The sequence below is a fragment of the Kitasatospora sp. P5_F3 genome (assembly GCF_054049135.1).
On record NZ_JBFUMY010000063.1, the window covers coordinates 36,802 to 55,295 of the forward strand.

The following is an 18,494-nucleotide window of genomic DNA, read 5'->3' on the forward strand; positions in this document are numbered from 1 at the left end:
GCGTCGTCAGCCCTCCAGGAACGCCTTGAGCGCCGCCGCCAGCAGGTGCGGGTCGTCCGCGCCGCACAGCTCGCGGGCCGAGTGCATGGAGAGCGCCGCGATCCCGCAGTCCACCGTGGTGATGCCGAGCCGGGCCGCGGTGATCGGGCCGATCGTGGTGCCGCAGGGCATCGAGTTGTTGGAGACGAAGGTCTGCCACGGCACGCCGGCCTTCTCGCAGGCGGCGGCGAACACCGCGCGGCCGACCGCGTCGGTGGCGTAGCGGTTGTTGACGTTGACCTTGAGGATCGGGCCGCCGTTCGGCATCGGGTGGTGCCCGGGCTCGTGCCGCTCGCTGTAGTTGGGGTGCACCGCGTGCCCCATGTCGGAGGAGAGGCAGATCGTCCCGGCCAGCGCGCGGGCGCGGTCCTCGGGGGTGCCGCCGCGGGCGTAGACGCTGCGGTCCAGCACGTTGCCGAGCAGCGGGCCCTGGGCGCCCGTGTCGGACTCGCTGCCGGTCTCCTCGTGGTCGAACGCGGCCAGCACCGGGATGTACGGCAGCGCGCCGCCCGCGACGGCGGCCAGCGCGGCGGTACCGGCGTGCACCGAGAGCAGGTTGTCCAGCCGGGGCCCGGCCAGCAGCTCGCGGTCACGGCCCAGGTAGGACGGGGGTTGGACGTCGTGCGTCATCAAGTCCCAGCCGGCGATGGCGTCGGCGGCCACGCCGGCCCGCTCGGCCACGTACTCGATCAGCGAGCCCTCGTTCACCGCACCGATTCCCCAGATCGGCGTCAGGTGGCGCTGCTTGTCCAGCTTCAGGCCCTCGTTCACCTGGCGGTCCAGGTGGATCGCCAGCTGCGGCACCCGCAGCAGCGGCTCGTCGATCTGAACCAGCGTCACACTGCCGTCGCGCAGCGCCAGTCGGCCGGACAGGCCCAGGTCGCGGTCCAGCCAGGTGTTCAGCGGGACGCCGCCGTAGACCTCGACCGCGATCTGCCGCCAGCCGGCCGAGCCGGTGTCCGGCACCGGCTTGACCCGCAGGTTGGGCGAGTCGGTGTGGGTGCCGACCACTCGGAACGGGGTCTCCGGGCCTGCACCCTCGGGGACGTACCAGGCGATCAGCGCGCCGCCGCGGATGACGTACCGGCCACCGGCGGCCGCGTCCCAGGCCTCGGTCTCGGCCACTCGACGGAAGCCGACCTTCTCCAGCCGCTCGGCGGCGCTGGCCACCGCATGGAACGGTGACGGCGAGGTGCCGAGGAAGGTGATCAGGTCGTCGGTGTGCGTTCGGTCGAAGGAGGCCGGGCGGGCGGCGGTCGACATGCTGCTCCTGAGTTGAGGGAGGGCGGAAGCCGGATGGGGGACCGGTCTTCGACCCCGAGCATATGCCCGTACACGGACATGACGTTGTGAACTCAACAACGGTGACACAACGGTGAACCACCGGTGCCGTGCCCGTTCTGGCCGAACGTCAGGAGACCGCGTAGAGGTCGTCCAGGCGTCGGGCCAGTTCCCTCATGGGCAGCTCCGGTTCGGTGGCCAGCACCGCCCCGGCCAGATGCAGCGCCGCCGACGAGCCCGCGCAGGCCCGCAACAGGGCCGTCCTGACCTCGGGTTCCCAGTCGCTCGGGTCCACTCCGCCCAGCACTTCCAGGAGCAACAGCGCCTCGGCGTCCGACAGTCGGCCCTCCGGCTCCGCAGCGGTCGGCCTTCCCCCTGGCACCGACACCACTTCGCGGGGCACCCCTTCCTGCCCGAGCCTCCGGTCCCCCTGTCCGGCCGTACTCTCCAGCGGGCCGGCCGCAGTGGCCATGGCGGCGGCCGGCGCACCTTCCAGCCCGAGTGCAGCCACGATCCGCCGGATCGACTCGGCCCGGGGCCGGCTCCGACCCCGTTCGAGGTTCCCGATCGCCCGTGCGCTGAGCCCGGATCTGTCCGCGAGTTCCTCCTGACTGAGTGCGGCGGCCTCCCGCTGCCCGCGCAGCAGCCGACCGAACCGTTCTCCTCGCTCGTACATCGATCCCCCCCGGGCACAGATGAATCCGCTTCACCATCACCATAGGTAACGCGCCCACCACGCAAGTGTGATGTGGCACATGTCACACCACGATATGGGTGCCAATGCGGACAGACCGATCCGGGGCCGAGCAGGGCAGACGGAACCGCTGGCCCGGCCGCGGTGAACTTCCGGCCGAAGTTCCTGTCCGCACGACCCGCTGTCGACCAGGATCGACCCGGCGCGATCCAGTCATGGACCGGCGCAACGGTGGCCCCGTCGTCCAGGACAGGGCCACCGCGCATGAACTCCGTCGCACCACCGCACAGTCATCAGCCACGTCAGTGGCACGATCCAAGGAGTTGTCCCAATCATGGCACTTCGTAAGCGTCTTGCCGCCATAGCGCTGGCCGGTAGCGCCACGCTCGCCCTCACGGTGGCCACCGCGGGTCCGGCCGCCGCCATCTACCGCGTGGACTCCGCCAGCTGCGATGCTCGCTCGGACTTCTTCACGCTCTGGAACTACCCGCCGAAGGTGTGCTTCGCCGACAACGGTTCGACGGGCGTGGGCATCTACGACGTGTACCAGGTGAACTCCGGGAACAACAGCGGGTACTTCAACTTCACCCAGAACGGCACCGGCTACCAGGCCTACACGCCGAGCTGGAAGCAGTGGAACTTCAACCCCAGGATCAACGTGTCCTGGATCAACATCACCGGTCGCTGATCCGACCGGCCGGTGGGGCCGAGCCACCCGCGCTGGGTCCCGTCCCGACCGTCACCGAACCCGGCCAGGTCACCCTGCCGACCGACAGCTACCTGGTCACCCCGGCCCAGGTGAAACAGATCGTCCGGGCCCAGGACCTGGTCACCGCCCAGTGCATGCGCGAGTACGGCCTGACGGGCCGGCCCACCGTGCTGCTCGGACTGGACGAGCTGGCCGCCACCCGGAGCACCCGCAGTCTGGTGTACGGATTCTTCGATGTGACGGCAGCCGAGAGCAAGGGTTACGCCACCACCAGCTCGGTGACGCCGTCCGGGGCGGACGGCGGTGTCACCACCACGACCGGCTCCGACCAGGACCAGATCGCCCTCACCGGCGCCGACCCTGCCACCGGACAGCCCGTCAACACGTTGGCGGGAAAGCCGGTCCCGGCCGGCGGCTGCCAGCAGAAGAGCCGGGACGCCCTCGGCGGCGCGACGCCGAACCCCAGTACCGGCGACCTCCCGGACGGCGGCCCGAAGATCCCCACCACCGATCCCCGGCTGGTCGAGGCCTTCGCCAAGTGGTCGACATGCATGAAGGACAAGGGCTTCGACTACAAGGAGCCGGTGGCCGCGATCGGCGACCCGGCCTGGCAGCGGCAGACCAGCCAGCCGAGCCCGCAGGAGATCGCGACGGCTGCCGCCGACGTGGCGTGCAAGGTCGGCAACAACACGGTCGGCATCGCCGTCGCGGTGCAGACCGCCTACGCCGCCCGGTACATCGAGGCCAACTCGGCCGAGCTGGCGGCCTACAAGCAGCGGACCGACGACATGGTCAGGAAGGCCGCAGAACTCGCCGCCTCCGCCGCACCGGTCGGGTGACACGACAACTCCTTACCGCCAACCGACAATCGGTACAGCACAATTCGCCCGGAGCGGCCGGCTCGCCTCGGGCAGCGGCCGCACAGCGCGAACGACCCGAACGGTCGAAGCGGAGCTCCACAGGGGGACGACGGTGTTCGTGATTCGCAGGAAGAACCCCCGGCCGGTACCGGACGGCACCGACCCGTCCGACGGCTCCCCGGCCGGACGGTCCCGGGCCGCCCGCAGGCAGCGGGTGGTCCTCACCGTCGCGATCGTGTCCGCCGTGGTGTCCACCGGCGGCCTGGCGGCCACCACCCTGGTGAAGTCCCCGGCGGAGCGCGCCGCGCAGACCGCCCCGCCGCCGCGGAGTCTGATCACGGCCTCCGTGGTCAGCCGGGTACTGAACCCCTCGGTGACGGCCCGGGCTGCGGTGTACCCGCCGACGCAGTACAACGTGGTCCCGACCGCGGCTTCGGCCGAGGTCACCCAGCTCTACCTGTCCAAGCTGAACGTGAAGACCGGCGACGCGGTCTCCAGTGGGCAGCTGTTGGCCGAGGTGTCGGGCCAGCCGGTGTACGTGTTCAAGGGCCCGGTGCCCGCGTACCGCGACCTGAAGCCCGGGTCGAGTGGCCCGGATGTCACCGAACTCCAGGAGGCACTGGCCGAGTCGGGGTACTCGATCAGGTCGGACGACAAGGGAACCTTCGGGCCCGGAACCAAGCAGGCGGTGACCGAGTTCTACCGCCGGCTCGGCTACTCGGCACCGGTCACCGGCCCCGCCACCCAGCAGGCGGTGGACGCGGCGCAGAAGGCGGCGGACAGCAGTCAGCAGGCCGTGGACGCGCTCATCGCGCAGCAGAAGGCCGGGCAGCCGCCCGGCTCCGTGCCGGGGCAGCCTCCCAGTGGCCTCAGTCCCGACCAACAACTCTCGGCGGCCAGACGCCAGTTGTCCGCCGACAAGGCCGCCCTGGCCCGAGCCGTCGCGGTGAACGGCCCGATGGTGCCGGCCGCCCACATCGTCTTCCTCCCCGCTCTGCCGGCCTCGGTCACCGCGGTGAACGCCTCGGTCGGCTCGCCGGTGTCGGGCACCCTCCTCTCCCTCACCAGCGGCGGGCTGACCATCACCGGGCAGCTGAGCTCGAGTCAGGCGGCGGCGGTCAAGGCGGGGATGACGGTCGAGATCCTCGACGAGGAGAGCGGCGGCAAGCTCACCGGGAAGGTCGCCGAGCTGGGCGCCTCGACCACCGTCCCGCCGGCCGGGAAGGTGATCTCGCTCGGCGGGGCGGCCGCCCCAGGCCAGAACCCCGCGGGCGGTGCAGCCCAGGCCGCGCCGAACGGCGGCGCGGCAGGAGCGGCGTACATCCCCGTCACGATCACGCCCGCCACCCCGCTGCCCGGCGCCCTGAACGGCAAGAACGTCCGGGTCACCATCCTCAAGGACAGCTCCAGCCTTCCCGTCACCGCCGTCCCGGTCGCCGCCGTCTTCACCGACGCGGCGGGGCGGACCTCGGTCACCACCGTGGGCGGCGGCGGCCTCCGGACCACCGTCCCGGTGACCACCGGTGTCACGGCGGACGGCCTGGTCGGCGTTGCCCCCGCCGGTGACGCCCCGCTGAAGGTCGGTGACCAGGTGGTGGTCGGCACGTGAGCGAGGCCGCCGTCATCCGACTCACCGGCGTGGGACGCAGCTTCGGCGGGCAGCCGCCGGTCATCGCGCTGCACCCCGCCGACCTGACCGTCCGTCAGGGCGAGTACGTCTCCGTCACCGGCCCGTCCGGCTCCGGGAAGTCCACCCTGCTGCACCTGCTCGGCCTGCTCGACACTCCCAGCCAGGGCCGGTACGAGCTGGACGGCATCGACACCGGCGTACTCGGCGACCGCGACCGCTCCACGCTGCGCGGGCGGCGGATCGGCTTCGTCTTCCAGTCGTTCCACCTGCTGCCGCACCGCACCGCCGAGGAGAACGTCGCGCTGGCGCAGGTCTACCACCACGTGCCCCGGGCCCGGCGGGCCGAGGCGGCCAGGGAGGCGCTGCGCCTGGTCGGGCTGGCGCACCGGCTGGACGCGATGCCGACCACGATGTCCGGCGGGGAGCGACAGCGGGTGGCGATCGCGCGGGCCCTGGTCAACCGGCCGAGCCTGCTGCTCTGCGACGAGCCGACGGGCAATCTGGACTCCGCCAACGCGGCGGCCGTACTCGACCGGTTCGACGACCTGCACGGCCAGGGCTACACCTTGGTGGTGATCACCCACGACCCGGCGGTCGCCGCCCGGGCCGGGCGGCAGGTGGCGATCCGGGACGGCGTGCTGTCCGAGTCCACGGAGGTGGCGGTCTGATGGCCCGTAGCGTCCTGCCGGAACCGAGCTCGCGCCTGAGTGTCCGGGACCTGTGTGCCGAAGCGCTGTCGGGCATCCTGCAACGGCCGGGCCGTTCCGCGCTGACCATGCTGGGCACGGTGCTGGGCATCGGTGCCTTCGTCGCGGTGCTCGGTCTGACCGCGACCGCCTCCGGGCAGATCAGCGAGCAGTTCGACCTGACCAGGGCCACCACGGTGAACATCGCCGACCGCCCCCGGACCGAGGGCGGCCCGCCGGGCCTCAACCCGCCGATGAGCTTCCCCGGCGACGCCGACGCCCGGCTCGGCCGGATCGACGGGGTCAGCGCGGCCGGCGTGTGGTGGACGGTCCCGGGCAGCCCGTCGATCTCCAACCGGCCCACCGGGGCGGAGAACGCCGGGACGGGTCTCAGCGTCTACGCCGCCACCCCGGGCGCCGTCGCGGCGATGGCGCCGACCCTGCTGAGCGGCGTGACCATGGACGCGTTCGCGCAGCACACCGCGCAGCCGGTGGTGATGCTCAGCCAGGCCGCCGCCAAACGGCTGGGAGTGAGCCGGCTGGACGCCCAACCGGCCGTGTTCCTCAACGGGCTGCCGTACACCGTGATCGGGATCTACTCGGACGTCCAGCGCCTGCCGGCCACCCTGCTGGGCCTGATCGTCCCGGCCAGTACGGCGCTGGAGCGGTTCGGCAACCCCGGCGCCGAGCCCGACCGCAGCGCGCAGGGGCTGATCGCCACCCGGGTGGGTGCGGCCTCCGTGGTGGCCGAGCAGGTCGCGGTGGCGCTCCGTCCGGACGCTCCGTCCGCCTTCACCGTCACCCCGCCGCCCGACCCGCACAGCCTGCGGGACAAGGTGACCTCCGACCTGACCGGGCTCTTCCTGGCACTGGCCGCCATCTGTCTGCTGGTCGGCGCGGTGGGCATCGCCAACACCACCCTGGTGGCCGTGCTGGAGCGGACCGAGGAGATCGGCCTGCGTCGCGCGCTGGGCGCCCGGACCAGGCACATCGCGGCCCAGTTCCTCACCGAGTCGACCGTGCTCGGCACCCTGGGCGGCCTGGTCGGCACCAGCGTGGGCGTGCTGACCGTGCTGGCGGTGGCCGCCGCGCGGGACTGGACGGCGGTGATGCAGCCGGCCACCACCCTGCCCGCCCCACTGATCGGCAGCCTGGTCGGGCTGCTCGCCGGGCTCTACCCGTCCCTGCGGGCAGCCCGTACCGACCCGCTGAAGGCGCTCCGCAGCGGCTGAGCACACACCGCGGGGGGGGGGGGGGGGGGGGGGGGGGGGGGGGGGGGGGGGGGGGGGGGGGGGGGGGGGGGGGGGGGGGGGGGGGGGGGGGGGACGCGACGTCCTTGCCGGTGGCGCCCGCCTCCAGCTTGGCCAGCGCGACGGCGGCCTGGCGGAGCAGCAGCCAGCCGACCACGACGTCGCCGGAGACCATCAGCAGGCGGGTGGTGTTGAGGCCCACCTTGTACATGTTCTTGACGTCCTGCTCGACCGAGGAGAGGTCCGCCAGCAGCTTGCCGACGATCGCCTCCAGGTCACCGGCCGCCTTGCCGAGCAGCTCGCGCTCGGTGGCCAGGGCGTCGCCGCCCTCGCCGGCCGCGAGGAACTTCTTGATCTGCTCGGAGACCACGGTGAGCGCCTGGCCACCGTCCTTGACGATCTTCCGGAAGAAGAAGTCCAGGCCCTGGATCGCGGTGGTGCCCTCGTACAGGGTGTCGATCTTGGCGTCCCGGATGTACTGCTCGATCGGGTACTCCTGCAGGAAGCCGGAGCCACCGAAGGTCTGCAGGGACTGGGCGAGCTGCTCGTAGGACTTCTCCGAGCCGTAGCCCTTGACGATCGGCAGCAGCAGGTCGTTCAGGCGCTCGGCGGCGTCGTCGTGCTCACCGCGCAGGCGGGCGGCCACCAGGTCGTCCTGGACCGAGGCGGTGTAGAGCACCAGGGCGCGCATGCCCTCGGCGTACGCCTTCTGGGTCATCAGCGAGCGGCGGACGTCCGGGTGGTGGGTGATGGTGACGCGCGGGGCGGCCTTGTCCAGGAAGTTGGAGATGTCGGCGCCCTGCACGCGCTCCTTGGCGTACTCCAGCGCGTTCAGGTAGCCGGTGGAGAGGGTGGCGATGGCCTTCGTGCCGACCATCATCCGGGCGAACTCGATGATCTTGAACATCTGACGGATGCCGTCGACGCTCTCGCCGACCAGCCAGCCCTTGGCCGGGTGCTTGGCGCCGAAGGTCATCTCACAGGTGTTGGACGCCTTGAGGCCCATCTTGTGCTCGACGTTGGTCGCGTAGGCACCGTTGCGCTCGCCGAGCTCGCCGGTCTCCCAGTCGAAGTCGAACTTCGGCACGATGTACAGACCGAGGCCCTTGGTGCCCGGCTTGCCGCCCTCGGGGCGGGCCAGCACCAGGTGGATGATGTTCTCGGACATGTCGTGCTCGCCCGAGGTGATGAAGCGCTTCACACCCTCGATGTGCCAGGAGCCGTCCTCCTGCTTGATCGCCTTGGTGCGGCCGGCGCCGACGTCCGAACCGGCGTCCGGCTCGGTCAGCACCATGGTGGCGCCCCACTGGCGGTCGACCATGAGCTGGGCGACCTTCTGCTGCTCCTCGGTGCCCTCGTCGTAGACGACGCCGGCGAACGCCGGACCGGAGGAGTACATCCAGATCGCCGGGTTGGAGCCGAGGATCTGCTCCGCGTAGGCCCAGATCAGCGAGGACGGGGTGGCCTGGCCGCCGATCGCCTCCGGGATGCCCAGGCGCCACCACTCGGCGTCCATGTAGGCCTGGTAGCTCTTCTTGAAGGTCGCCGGGACCGGCGCCGTGTTGGTCTCCGGGTCGAAGACCGGCGGGTTGCGGTCGGCGTCGACGAAGGACGCGGCGAGGTCGTTCTCGGCGAGGCGTGCGATCTCGCCGAGGATGTTCTTCGCGGTCTCGACGTCCATGTCCGCGAACGGACCGGTGCCGTACACCTGGTCACGGCCGAACACCTCGAAGAGGTTGAACTCCACGTCACGCAGGTTGGACTTGTAGTGACCCATGACCGTTTCTCCGGTTCGTCGCTTCCGGGGTCCGCCGCCTTCGAGCGCCCCACTTACCCACCAGTAGGCACCATGATGCTACCCGTAAGTAACTTGTTCAAGCCCCTCGACGCGAAAGGGCTATGAACACGGTCACGTCCCCCGATAGCCTTGACCCTGTGTACGGCTACGAGCAGACCGGGTATCAGGGCGATCCCTACCAGCAGCAGGCGCAGCAGCAGCACGCCCAGCAGCAGGGGATGAACGGCATGCCGGGCCCCGGCCAGTACGGCGAGCAGCCGCCACAGGCCGCCCCCCAGCAGTCTCTCTACCCCGAACCTTCGCCGCCATCCCTCGCGGACGCGGTACGCGCGTTCACCACCGGGTCGATGCCGGTCGAGGACTTCCAGGCGATCTTCATCACCTCGAAGGTGCACTGCCCGCGCGGCGACCGCCCGGGCTTCCTGGCCCTGCACAACACGCCCACGCCGGTGATCCCGATGTTCAGCTCGCTCAAGGAGCTGCGCCGGTACGCGGGCAAGGACTCCAAGCACTTCAGCGTCACCGGCGCCGAGGTGCTCGACCTGCTGCCGACCGGCTACGGCTTCGCGCTGGACATGGAGGGCGAGCACCGGATGGTGTTCGACGCCAAGGCCGTGGAGCAGATGGTCGACTTCACCATGCGCCGGATGTACGGCTGAGATTCGCCCGCTCCACCAGTCCCGACCGGGCCGTCATCATGTGGTTCAACTTTCAACTTGCTTCTTGTTGAGAGTTGAACTACCTTTGCGGATGTAGGCCAGAGACCCCAGAAGGAGGCCGACATGCCCGCCGTGACCGTCGAGAACCCGTTGACCCTTCCGCGCGTAGCCACCCCGGACCCCGCGACCAACGTGTCGCGACCGGTCCTCGCGGTGGTCACCGCTCCCGAGGGCTTCGAGGGTGAGGGCTTCCCGGTCCGCCGGGCCTTCGCGAAGATCAACACCAAGTACCTCGACCCGTTCATCATGATGGATCAGATGGGCGAGGTGGACTACGCCGCAGGTGAGCCCAAGGGCACCCCCTGGCACCCGCACCGCGGGTTCGAGACGGTGACCTACCTGATCGACGGCGAGTTCATCCACAAGGACTCGCACGGCGGCGGCGGACACCTCGGCGGCGGCGACACCCAGTGGATGACGGCCGGCTCCGGCATCCTGCACATCGAGACCCCGCCCGAGTCGCTGGTCCTGACGGGTGGCCTGTTCCACGGCATCCAGCTCTGGGTCAACCTCCCGGCCGCCGACAAGATGACGCAGCCCAGGTACCAGGACATCCACGGCGGGCACGTCAAGCTGCTCACCTCGCCCGACGGCGGCTCGATCCTCCGGCTGATCGCCGGCGAGCTGGACGGCAGCGAGGGCCCCGGTGTCACCCACACCCCGATCACCCTGCTGCACGCCACCGTGACGCCGGGCGCCGAGATCACCATCCCCTGGCGCAAGGACTTCAACGCGCTGGCGTACGTCCTCAACGGCGACGGGACGGTCGGCGCGGAGCGGCGGCCGCTCCGGAGCGGCCAGGCCGCGGTCTTCGGCGAGGGCGACACCCTCACCATCTCGGCCGACGCCAAGCAGGACTCCCGGCACCCCAACCTGGACGTGATCATCCTGGGCGGGCAGCCGATCCGTGAGCCGGTGGCCCACTACGGACCGTTCGTGATGAACAGTCACCGGGAGCTGGAGCAGGCCATGCGGGACTTCCAGTCCGGCGCTTTTGGTCAGCCGACGGACTGAACTGCGAAAGTGCCTGGCCCTTTACGCACGGATCACCTTTCACGAGGTCGGCGTCGCAGTTCCCCGAGCCCCTGGTGGCTGACGCCCGGAAGGATCAGATCCGTGCGTACAGGGCCGAGGCGTCGTCGTGGGCCTTGCCGCGGGGCCAGCGTTCGCAGTGGGTGTCGGTGCGTTCGGTGGAGCGGACCTGGGCGATGAGTTCGGCGGGGCCGCGTTCGGCGAGCAGGTGGAGGGCGTCGGACCAGCTGCCGAGGCCGAAGCGTTCGGTGTAGCGGGCGGCTCCGTCGCTGAGGGCGGCCACCGCGTGCAGGCCCGCGAGGCGGACGAAGCCGGTCTCGGCGTGGGCGGCGGCCCGGGGCGAGGCGGCGGCGATCCACGGCCCGTTGCCGGAGTTGCGGGCGGCCCGGACCGCCAGGGCGTACCGCATGTGCAGGTCGCGGCGTTCGGCGGAGCCCGGGACGGTGGACCAGATCTGACGGCGGAGCAGTTCGCCGGCCGGGAAGCGCTGGTTGTCGCCGATCACCCGGAGCGGCCCGTCCTTGAGTTGCAGGACCAGCATCGAGTCACCGAGCACCAGGTACTCCAGCGAGCTGCCGTGCAGCCGGGCGGCGACCACCATCGCGGCGGGGGTGTTGGGGTGGGCCAGGTCGCAGCGGCCGCCGTGCAGGGCGGCGGTCTCGACGATGGAGTCGGCCAGGCACTCGGCGATCGAACGGTCGGGCCGGTCGGTCAGCCGGGCGAGCAGGTGCACGCCGAGCCGCCGGACGTACCAGGGGGTGCCGTGCCGGCAGCCCGACTCGAGGCCGTCCGGTGCACTCGAACCGTCCAGCAGCACCAGGGCCTCCGGGGAGGTCGCGGCGAAGTCCTCGCTCTGCTGCCCCGGCTTCTGCGGTTCGCTCGCCAGCTCTACCTGCATCCCGCCAGTGTGGCGGCGGAGCGGACGGGCGGACAGGGTTCGGGCGATGATCCCTCGGCGGGGTGAGGGGAGTGGCAGTCGGGTGAAACTGGACATACCGTCAGATTTATCTGCTTCCGCCCTCTCTCCCCGGAGCTCGCTGTGATGGTGCTGGAGTTCTTCGTCCTGGTGATCGCGTCCCTCGGCTTCCCGACCGCCGCGCTGCTGTTCCTGATCGGCGGACCGCACTACCGGGACCAGCCGCACTGAGGGGGAATGGTGGGACCGATCGGTCCCGGCATGACATGGTGAGGCTGGCAACACTGGTCTTCTGGAGGTCAACCCATGAGCAGCGGCACACCCGAATCCGTCGAACCGCAGAGCACGGAGCAGACTCCCGCCGCGCCCGACGACGTGAAGGCGAAGTTCCTGGCCGCCCTGGAGCGCAAGCAGGGCGTCCGGACGGACGGCGCCGGTGGCGGCCCGGGCAGCGAGTCGAAGGTCCACGGCACGCACTCGGCTGCGGGCGGCAAGCGCAACTTCCGTCGCAAGAGCGGCGGCTGACGGTTCATCGGTGAGGGGCGGCCCCCGGKCSGGGGAGCCGCCCCTCACTCATTCCGCCGCAAGGAAGCCCAGCACGTGGTCCAGCACGGTGGGCTCGGCGAGGATCCGGCTGTGCCCCAGCCCCCGGGTGGTGAGCAGCTGCAGCCGCTCGCCGTACGCGGCCCGGAACAGGTCGGCCTGGCCGGGCAGCACCACCCGGTCGTCCCGGTCGTGCACCGCCAGCATCGGGAAGTCGAAATCCTCCGGACGGTGCACCGGGTCGAAGTCGGCCCGGTCCCGGCCCACGGCCAGCACCTCGGCGACCCGGCGTTCCAGCTCGCCCTCGGCCCAGCGGCCGAGCCCGAGCCGGGCCCGGAACGCCTTGACCAGGAAGCCGTACTCCGCCGCCCCCGCGACCGTCACCACCCGGCCCGCCTTGACCCCCTCGCGCAGCGCCAGGAAGACCCCCACCGCCCCGAGCGAGTGGGCCACCACCGCCTCGAACGGGCCGTACCGGTCGTGCAGCCGGCCGATCACCTCGCGGTAGTCGAGGATCGTGGTGGTCCGGCCGCCGGAGTCCCCGTGCCCAGGGGCGTCGAAGGCGACCGGGCTCAGGCCGAGCGCCTGCAGTCGGGGGATCATCGGCGCGAACCGGGAGGCCCTGGACCGCCAACCGTGCACCAGCAGGACGGGACGCTCACCGCTCCCCCACCGGTAGCTCGTCACCGACCGGCCGCCGACGGTCAGTTGCTCCGTCACGGCCCGGTCGTGCTGCTCCCGCTCGTCCGGCCTGACCCGGCTGCGGCGGACCGGGCGGTGGAACAGTGCGAAGGCGCCCCGGCCGGCTGCCCGGGGCGAGACCAGCGCGGTGGTGTCGAGCGCGGTACGGAGCAGGGTGGCGGACAGATCCATGGACACTCCCCCGGCGGGGCTGCGGCCTGGGTGCGCAGCCGATACAGGAGGAGATATTAGCACGACCGTTCGTGCAGTTTCTCTGCGGACGCCGGCCCCTGATGCCGGCCCCGACTACGGTGGCCGGGTTGACCCTCGACCTGGTCGAGCCCCCAGAGTCCTCGGCGTGGAGAACGTGATGCGCAGCATCGGAGAGATGGCCCGGCACAGCGGGCTCAGCGTGAGCGCGCTGCGGTTCTACGACGGCGCGGGCGTGTTCGGCCCGGCCTGGGTGGACCCGCAGAGCGGGTACCGCTGGTACGCCGAGGAGCAGGTCAGGGACGCCCGGCTGATCGCCCGGCTGCGCCGGGTCGGCATGCCGCTGCCGGACATCTCCCGGGTGCTGTCGGCCGACCCCGCCGTGGCCCGGCAGACCCTGGACACGCACCTGCGCCGCCTCGAGGACGGCCTGGCCGACGCGCGTCGCGAACTCTCCACGGTCCGCGCACTGCTCGACCAGAGGGAGAACCCGATGAACACCACCCGACTGACCACCCCCGCCCACGAGTTGGCCGCCGCCCTGGACGCCGTACGGTTCGCCGTGGGCAGCGACCCCGAGCAGCCCGCGCTCTGCGGCGTCCTGCTGGAACTCGCGGCGGACGGCCTCCGCCTGGTCGCCACCGACCGCTACCGGATGGCCGTCTCGCTCGCCCCGGCGGCCACCCTGGACGGGCCTCCGGTCAGCGCGATCGCGGCGACGGCCTTCGTGGACGAGGTCCGCGCTCTGCTGGACGGCGCCGACGACGCCCGTCTGACGGTCGACGGCGACCGGCTGACCCTCACCGTGAGCGGGACCGACCGGGAGGTGACCGGTCGGCGGGTCGACCAGGACTTCCCCGACTACCGCCCGATGCTGCGCCTGGAGCCGACCCGCCGGCTCGCGGTCGACGCCGCCGAACTGCAGGCCGAACTGGCCGCCGGGACCAGCCGGAGCATGACGCGGAGTCAGGACGGCGTGCAGCACCAGGTCTCGGTCCTCACCGTGGGCGCCGACGGCACGCTCGGGGTGGCGGGCGACGACGGTGCTGCGGCGGACGAGGCACTCCGGGTCGGGGTGAACCGGGAGTTCCTGCTGGAGGCGATCGCTGCGGGTCGCCGGGACCAGCTGACGCTGGAACTCGGGAGCGCCGTGGCCCCGTTGGCGATCCGCTACCCGGACCGGGAGGGGACGTTCTCGCTGCTGATGCCGACCGTGCTGAGCTGAGCCCGGTCTTCAGACGCTGACGGAGCGGAGCGTGTGGGCGATCGCGGTGGCGGCGCGGCCGTAGCGGGTGGGGTCGTCCAGCAGCAGGGCGTGCGCGTTGGACGTCTCCATCAGCCCGACCAGGGTGAAGGCCAGCTGCTCCGGGTCCACGTCCGGGACCAGCTCGCCGTTGGCGCGGCCGGTCCGGATCAGGTCCACCAGCAGGCCCTCCCAGTCCCGGGCGGCTACGGCCAGCGCATCCCGGATCGGCCCCGGCCTGGTGTTGAACTCGGCCGAGACGGACTGGAAGAAGCAGCCGCCCGGAAAGATCCTGTCCTGGGTGTACGCGAGCCAGCTCTCGCAGAGCAGCCGGAGCCGGGGCAGCCCGGGGGCGGCGTGCTCGGCGGGGACGATCACCGCGTCGTAGAAGATCCGGCGGGCGGCCCGGACGGTCGCGAGCTGCAGCTCCTCCTTCGAGCCGAAGGCGGCGAACACGCCGCTCTTGCTCAGCCCGAGGTCGGTGGCGAGCCGGCCGATCGACAGACTGCCGAGACCCTCGACCGAGGCAACCTCGACGGCTCGGCCGAGCACCGCCCGCCGGGTCTCGTTGCCCCGCTGGACCCGCCCGTCCGTCACTGCTCCGGTCACTGCGCACCTCCGGCTGCCCAGCATAGGCAGGTGCCCAGCCGTGTGAGACCAGGGGCTCGGGGAACTGCGAAAGTGCCTGACCACTTACGTACGGATCACCTTGTACGAGGTCGGCGTCGCAGTTCCCCGAGCCCCTGGGTAGTGCCACTGAGCACCCTGCCAAAGGACAGGAGCTGTTCGTCCCGGTCCGCCGGGGCGATCAGTTGGAGGCCGACGGGCAGGCCGTCCACGGTCCCGACGGGGAGGGTGAGGGCGGGCCAGCCGGCGTGGCTCCAGGGGAGGGACATCACGGCGTCGCCGGTGCTCTCCAGGCCGAGCGGGGCCGGACCGGTGGCGGCCGGGGTGACCCAGAGGTCGATGCCCTCCGCCGTGGTGAGTTCGGTGAGGCGGCGGCGGTAGCGGCTGCGGGCGCGCAGGGCGGCGGCGTAGAGGGTGGGGGTGATCTCCTGGCCGTGCCGGATCGCCGACGCGGTCTCGGGGCGGTAGAGGTTGGCGAAGCGGGGGAACAACTCGCGGTGCACCTGGGCGAGTTCGTACCGGCTGATCACCCGCAGGTCCTCGGCCGGCTCGGCCGGACTCCACGGCAGCGTCACCTGGCGGGCCGTCAGGCCGAGCCGCTCGAAGGCCTCCCGGCCGGCCGGGGAGACCGCCGCCAGGTAGTCGACCGGCACTCCGAGCACCGGCGGCCGCCCGGGCCCCGCGACCGGCTGCCAGCCGTCGCAGAGCACCGCTGCCGCCGGCTCGACCCCCGCCAGGTCCGGCGCGAAGATGCCGAGCGTGTCCAGGCTGGGCGCGTTCGCGATCAGGCCGTCCGTCGGGATCCGGCCGTAGGTGGGGCGGAAGCCGACCACTCCGCAGTACGCCGCCGGGCGGATCACCGAGCCGACCGTCTGGGTGCCGATCGCCAGCGGCACCAGCCCGGCCGCGACGGCGGCGGCCGAGCCGCTGCTCGAACCGCCGGGGGTGTGGGCCGGGTTGTGCGGATTCCGGGKCGGGCCGGGGGCGTTGAGGGCGAACTCGGCGGTCACCGTCTTGCCCGCGATCAGCGCGCCGGCGGCCCGCAGCCGCCGCACCACGGTGGCCTCGGGACCGGCCAGTACGCCCGGCGGCAGGGCCGACCCGGCGTGCGTGGGCAGCCCGTCCACCTGGATCACGTCCTTGATCCCGACCGGCACGCCGTACAGCGGCGGGTGCTCCCCGCCGCCGTACCGCCGCTCCAGCTCCCGGGCCTCGGCGGCCAGCCGCAGGTAGCGGCCCGGCTCCGGGGTGAAGGCGTGCAGCAGCGGGTCGATCCGATCGATCCGGGCGCACAGCTCCTCGACCAGCTCCGTCGGCTCCATGCCTGCGGGCTACGGCTGCTCGCGGTAGAGGTGTTCGCTCGGCAGGTAGGGCGCCTCGCGCAGGAACAGCGCCCCGCAGGTGTGGCAGTTGAAGTCCGGCTGCTCGGCCCACCGGGTCGGCTCCCGGGTCTCCCCGCCCGCCTCCAGCTCGTGCCCGCACATCGCGGTGATGGTCTCCCCCACCGTGATGTGCCAGCTCTTCACCCCGCCCGACTTGCCGTCGGGACCGTACTCGGCTCGCATCACGTGATCCATGCCCCCATGCTCCGAAGAGCACGGAGCACCGGCAATTTCTGATCGCCCGTCCGGGAGACCCGGGTCAGCTGACGTCCCACCAGACGGTGGTGTCGGCCTCGATCACCGCGCCCCCGGCGCCGGACGAGGCGAGCAGCACCCGGCCGGGCGCCGGCAGCCCGATCGGCGAGCCGGTGACGTTGGCCGTGCAGACGAACGAGCCCGCGTCGCTGTCGCGGCGGAAGGCGATCAGCCCCTGCGGTGCGTCCAGCCAGCTGACCTCGGCCCCGGCACCGAGTGCGGGGTGCTGACTGCGGACGGCCAGTGCGCTGCGGTAGAGCTCCAGCGTCGAGGTCGGGTCCCCGGTCTGCGCCTCGACACTGAGCGCCGCCCACTCGGCGGGCTGCGGCAGCCAGCTCGGGCCGCCGGCCGCCGGGCCGAAGCCGTACGGCGCCTCGGTGCCCGACCAGGGGAGCGGGACACGGCAGCCGTCGCGGAAGCCGTCCTGGCCGGCCTGGCGGAGGAAGGACGGGTCCTGCCGGACGGCGTCGGGCAGGTCGGTGACCTCGGGCAGGCCGAGCTCCTCGCCCTGGTAGAGGTAGGCGGAGCCGGGCAGGGCGAGCATCAGCAGGGTGGCGGCGCGGGCCCGGCGCAGGCCGAGTTCGCGGTCGCCGGGGGTGCGGATCTGGGTGCCCAGGCCGGGCGGGTTGGCGAAGCGGGTGACGTGCCGGGTGACGTCGTGGTTGGACAGCACCCAGGTGGGCGGGGCGCCGACCGCGCGCATCGCGTCCAGCGAGGTGTCGATCACCTCGCGCAGCGCGTCGGCCTCCCAGCCGGTGGACAGGTAGTGGAAGTTGAAGGCCTGGTGCAGCTCGTCCGGACGGACGTACCTGGCGGTGCTCGCGACGCTCGGGGTCCACGCCTCGGCGACGAAGATCCGCTCGCCGCCGTACTCGTCCACCACCCGGCGCCAGTCCCGGTAGATCTCGTGCACGCCGTCCTGGTCGAAGAACGGCAGCCGCTCCCCGTCGAGCAGGCGCAGCCAGCCCCGCTGTCCGTGGTCGGGCAGCCCGGGGGCCTTGACCATGCCGTGCGCGACGTCGATCCGGATGCCGTCGATGCCCCGGTCGAACCAGAACCGGATGATGGAGCGGAACTCGTCCTGGACGGCGGCGTGGTCCCAGTTGAAGTCGGGCTGCTCGGGGGCGAACAGGTGCAGGTACCAGTCGCCTTCGGTGCCGTCCGGATTCGTGGTCCTGGTCCAGGCCGGGCCGCCGAAGATGGACTCCCAGTCGTTGGGCGGCAGTTCGCCCTTCGCGCCCTTGCCGGGGCGGAAGTGGTAGCGGTCGCGCAGCGGCGAGGCCGGGCCCTCGCGCAGCGCGCGCTGGAACCAGTCGTGCTGGTCGGAGGAGTGGTTGGGGACCAGATCGACGATGACCCGCAGGCCCTGCTCGTGCGCGTCCCGGATCATCCCGTCCGCATCCGACAGGGTGCCGAACATCGGGTCCACCGCGCGGTAGTCCGCCACGTCGTACCCGGCGTCGGCCTGCGGCGACGCGTAGAAGGGCGAGAGCCAGACCGCGTCCACGCCGAGCGCCTTCAGGTACGGCAGCCGGCTGCGGACGCCCGGCAGGTCACCCATGCCGTCCCCGTTCGAGTCGGCGAAGCTGCGCGGGTACACCTGGTAGATCACCGCATCGCGCCACCACCCGGAGGCCGGCCGGGAGCGGGGTGCGGGGATCGGGGCGTCCGACAGGGCGTCAACTGCGGTCTGGGGCACGACGAACTCCTGAGGCTTGGGGTGGCCTTCAGGACGGTAGTGGCGTTCACGCCGCACTGGAATACCTTGCAGAAACTTTCTGAAAGATATTTCAGCGGTTGGTGGTGACGGATTCGATGACGCCGTGCCAGGTTCGGCGGTAGCCCTCGCGGAGTGGGCCGCCGGCGAGGTCGAGGATAGCTGTGGCGGTTTGGATGAGGGGGGTGGGGTTGTTGGTCCGGGACAGGTGGGCGTGGGCTT

Annotated in this window: 17 protein-coding genes and 1 pseudogene; 9 read left to right on the forward strand and 9 right to left on the reverse strand. The window is 71.8% G+C overall.

Translation table 11 applies throughout. The features are described from left to right. Positions 1–6 precede the first annotated feature (6 nt). Together ACXJMZ_RS28965 and ACXJMZ_RS28970 are read right to left on the reverse strand one after the other, a co-directional pair. On the reverse strand, positions 7–1,302 hold the full coding sequence (locus ACXJMZ_RS28965; protein ID WP_457032996.1) for a M18 family aminopeptidase: 1,296 nt from the start codon (positions 1,300–1,302) through the stop codon (positions 7–9). Between the two features lie 148 nt (positions 1,303–1,450). Continuing rightward, positions 1,451–1,996 carry a helix-turn-helix domain-containing protein gene (locus tag ACXJMZ_RS28970; RefSeq protein ID WP_457032997.1) on the reverse strand — a complete coding sequence of 182 codons (546 nt, stop codon included), beginning with the start codon at positions 1,994–1,996 and terminating at the stop codon, positions 1,451–1,453. 352 nt (positions 1,997–2,348) lie between these two features. On the opposite strand from ACXJMZ_RS28970, the gene ACXJMZ_RS28975 reads away from it, so the two are divergent. The 5 genes from ACXJMZ_RS28975 (at position 2,349) to ACXJMZ_RS28995 (ending at position 7,131) form a co-directional block, all read left to right on the forward strand. Further along, a complete protein-coding gene (locus ACXJMZ_RS28975; protein ID WP_457032998.1) occupies positions 2,349–2,702 on the forward strand; it encodes a beta/gamma crystallin domain-containing protein in 354 nt (117 codons plus the stop codon). Next, the gene (locus ACXJMZ_RS28980) at positions 2,648–3,562 is read left to right on the forward strand and encodes a hypothetical protein (RefSeq protein ID WP_457032999.1); all 915 of its coding nucleotides are present in this window, start codon (positions 2,648–2,650) and stop codon (positions 3,560–3,562) included. Before ACXJMZ_RS28975 ends, ACXJMZ_RS28980 begins: the two co-directional genes overlap by 55 nt. A gap of 139 nt (positions 3,563–3,701) precedes the next feature. Further along, positions 3,702–5,192, forward strand: coding sequence for a peptidoglycan-binding protein (locus ACXJMZ_RS28985; RefSeq protein ID WP_457033000.1), 1,491 nt, complete (start codon positions 3,702–3,704; stop codon positions 5,190–5,192). Continuing rightward, on the forward strand, positions 5,189–5,881 hold the full coding sequence (locus ACXJMZ_RS28990) for an ABC transporter ATP-binding protein (protein ID WP_457033001.1): 693 nt from the start codon (positions 5,189–5,191) through the stop codon (positions 5,879–5,881). The genes ACXJMZ_RS28985 and ACXJMZ_RS28990 overlap by 4 nt, the downstream gene beginning before the upstream one ends. After that, positions 5,881–7,131 carry an ABC transporter permease gene (locus ACXJMZ_RS28995; protein ID WP_457033002.1) on the forward strand — a complete coding sequence of 417 codons (1,251 nt, stop codon included), beginning with the start codon at positions 5,881–5,883 and terminating at the stop codon, positions 7,129–7,131. Before ACXJMZ_RS28990 ends, ACXJMZ_RS28995 begins: the two co-directional genes overlap by 1 nt. A gap of 100 nt (positions 7,132–7,231) precedes the next feature. On the opposite strand, the pseudogene ACXJMZ_RS29000 reads toward ACXJMZ_RS28995, so the two are convergent. After that, positions 7,232–8,926: pseudogene (locus tag ACXJMZ_RS29000) on the reverse strand (acyl-CoA dehydrogenase); the annotation flags it as partial. 158 nt (positions 8,927–9,084) lie between these two features. On the opposite strand from ACXJMZ_RS29000, the gene ACXJMZ_RS29005 reads away from it, so the two are divergent. Together ACXJMZ_RS29005 and ACXJMZ_RS29010 are read left to right on the forward strand one after the other, a co-directional pair. After that, positions 9,085–9,606 (forward strand): SseB family protein, encoded by a 522-nt coding sequence (locus ACXJMZ_RS29005; RefSeq protein ID WP_057234384.1) that lies wholly within the window; start codon positions 9,085–9,087, stop codon positions 9,604–9,606. A gap of 123 nt (positions 9,607–9,729) precedes the next feature. Beyond that, positions 9,730–10,680, forward strand: coding sequence for a pirin family protein (locus ACXJMZ_RS29010; protein WP_057234386.1), 951 nt, complete (start codon positions 9,730–9,732; stop codon positions 10,678–10,680). Between the two features lie 94 nt (positions 10,681–10,774). Here ACXJMZ_RS29010 and ACXJMZ_RS29015 read toward each other — a convergent pair whose 3' ends face one another. Then, complete coding sequence (locus ACXJMZ_RS29015) at positions 10,775–11,596, reverse strand: integrase (RefSeq protein ID WP_457033003.1); 822 nt, start codon at positions 11,594–11,596, stop codon at positions 10,775–10,777. 324 nt (positions 11,597–11,920) lie between these two features. Between ACXJMZ_RS29015 and ACXJMZ_RS29020 the strand changes: the two genes are divergently transcribed. Continuing rightward, complete coding sequence (locus ACXJMZ_RS29020) at positions 11,921–12,139, forward strand: DUF5302 domain-containing protein (protein ID WP_457033004.1); 219 nt, start codon at positions 11,921–11,923, stop codon at positions 12,137–12,139. Between the two features lie 48 nt (positions 12,140–12,187). On the opposite strand, the gene ACXJMZ_RS29025 is transcribed toward ACXJMZ_RS29020, so the two are convergent. Continuing rightward, the gene (locus ACXJMZ_RS29025) at positions 12,188–13,030 is read right to left on the reverse strand and encodes an alpha/beta hydrolase (protein WP_457033005.1); all 843 of its coding nucleotides are present in this window, start codon (positions 13,028–13,030) and stop codon (positions 12,188–12,190) included. A 178-nt stretch (positions 13,031–13,208) separates the two neighbouring features. On the opposite strand from ACXJMZ_RS29025, the gene ACXJMZ_RS29030 reads away from it, so the two are divergent. Next, positions 13,209–14,273: a DNA polymerase III subunit beta family protein gene (locus tag ACXJMZ_RS29030; protein ID WP_457033006.1), complete on the forward strand. Its 1,065-nt coding sequence runs from the start codon at positions 13,209–13,211 to the stop codon at positions 14,271–14,273. Between the two features lie 9 nt (positions 14,274–14,282). On the opposite strand, the gene ACXJMZ_RS29035 is transcribed toward ACXJMZ_RS29030, so the two are convergent. The 4 genes from ACXJMZ_RS29035 to ACXJMZ_RS29050 form a co-directional block, all read right to left on the reverse strand. Beyond that, positions 14,283–14,900 carry a TetR/AcrR family transcriptional regulator gene (locus ACXJMZ_RS29035; protein WP_457033007.1) on the reverse strand — a complete coding sequence of 206 codons (618 nt, stop codon included), beginning with the start codon at positions 14,898–14,900 and terminating at the stop codon, positions 14,283–14,285. A 95-nt stretch (positions 14,901–14,995) separates the two neighbouring features. Next, positions 14,996–16,240 carry an amidase gene (locus ACXJMZ_RS29040; protein WP_457033008.1) on the reverse strand — a complete coding sequence of 415 codons (1,245 nt, stop codon included), beginning with the start codon at positions 16,238–16,240 and terminating at the stop codon, positions 14,996–14,998. Between the two features lie 9 nt (positions 16,241–16,249). Beyond that, positions 16,250–16,495: a hypothetical protein gene (locus tag ACXJMZ_RS29045; protein ID WP_457033009.1), complete on the reverse strand. Its 246-nt coding sequence runs from the start codon at positions 16,493–16,495 to the stop codon at positions 16,250–16,252. Between the two features lie 64 nt (positions 16,496–16,559). Continuing rightward, positions 16,560–18,230 (reverse strand): glycoside hydrolase family 13 protein, encoded by a 1,671-nt coding sequence (locus ACXJMZ_RS29050; protein WP_457033010.1) that lies wholly within the window; start codon positions 18,228–18,230, stop codon positions 16,560–16,562. Between the last annotated feature and the right edge of the window lie 264 nt (positions 18,231–18,494).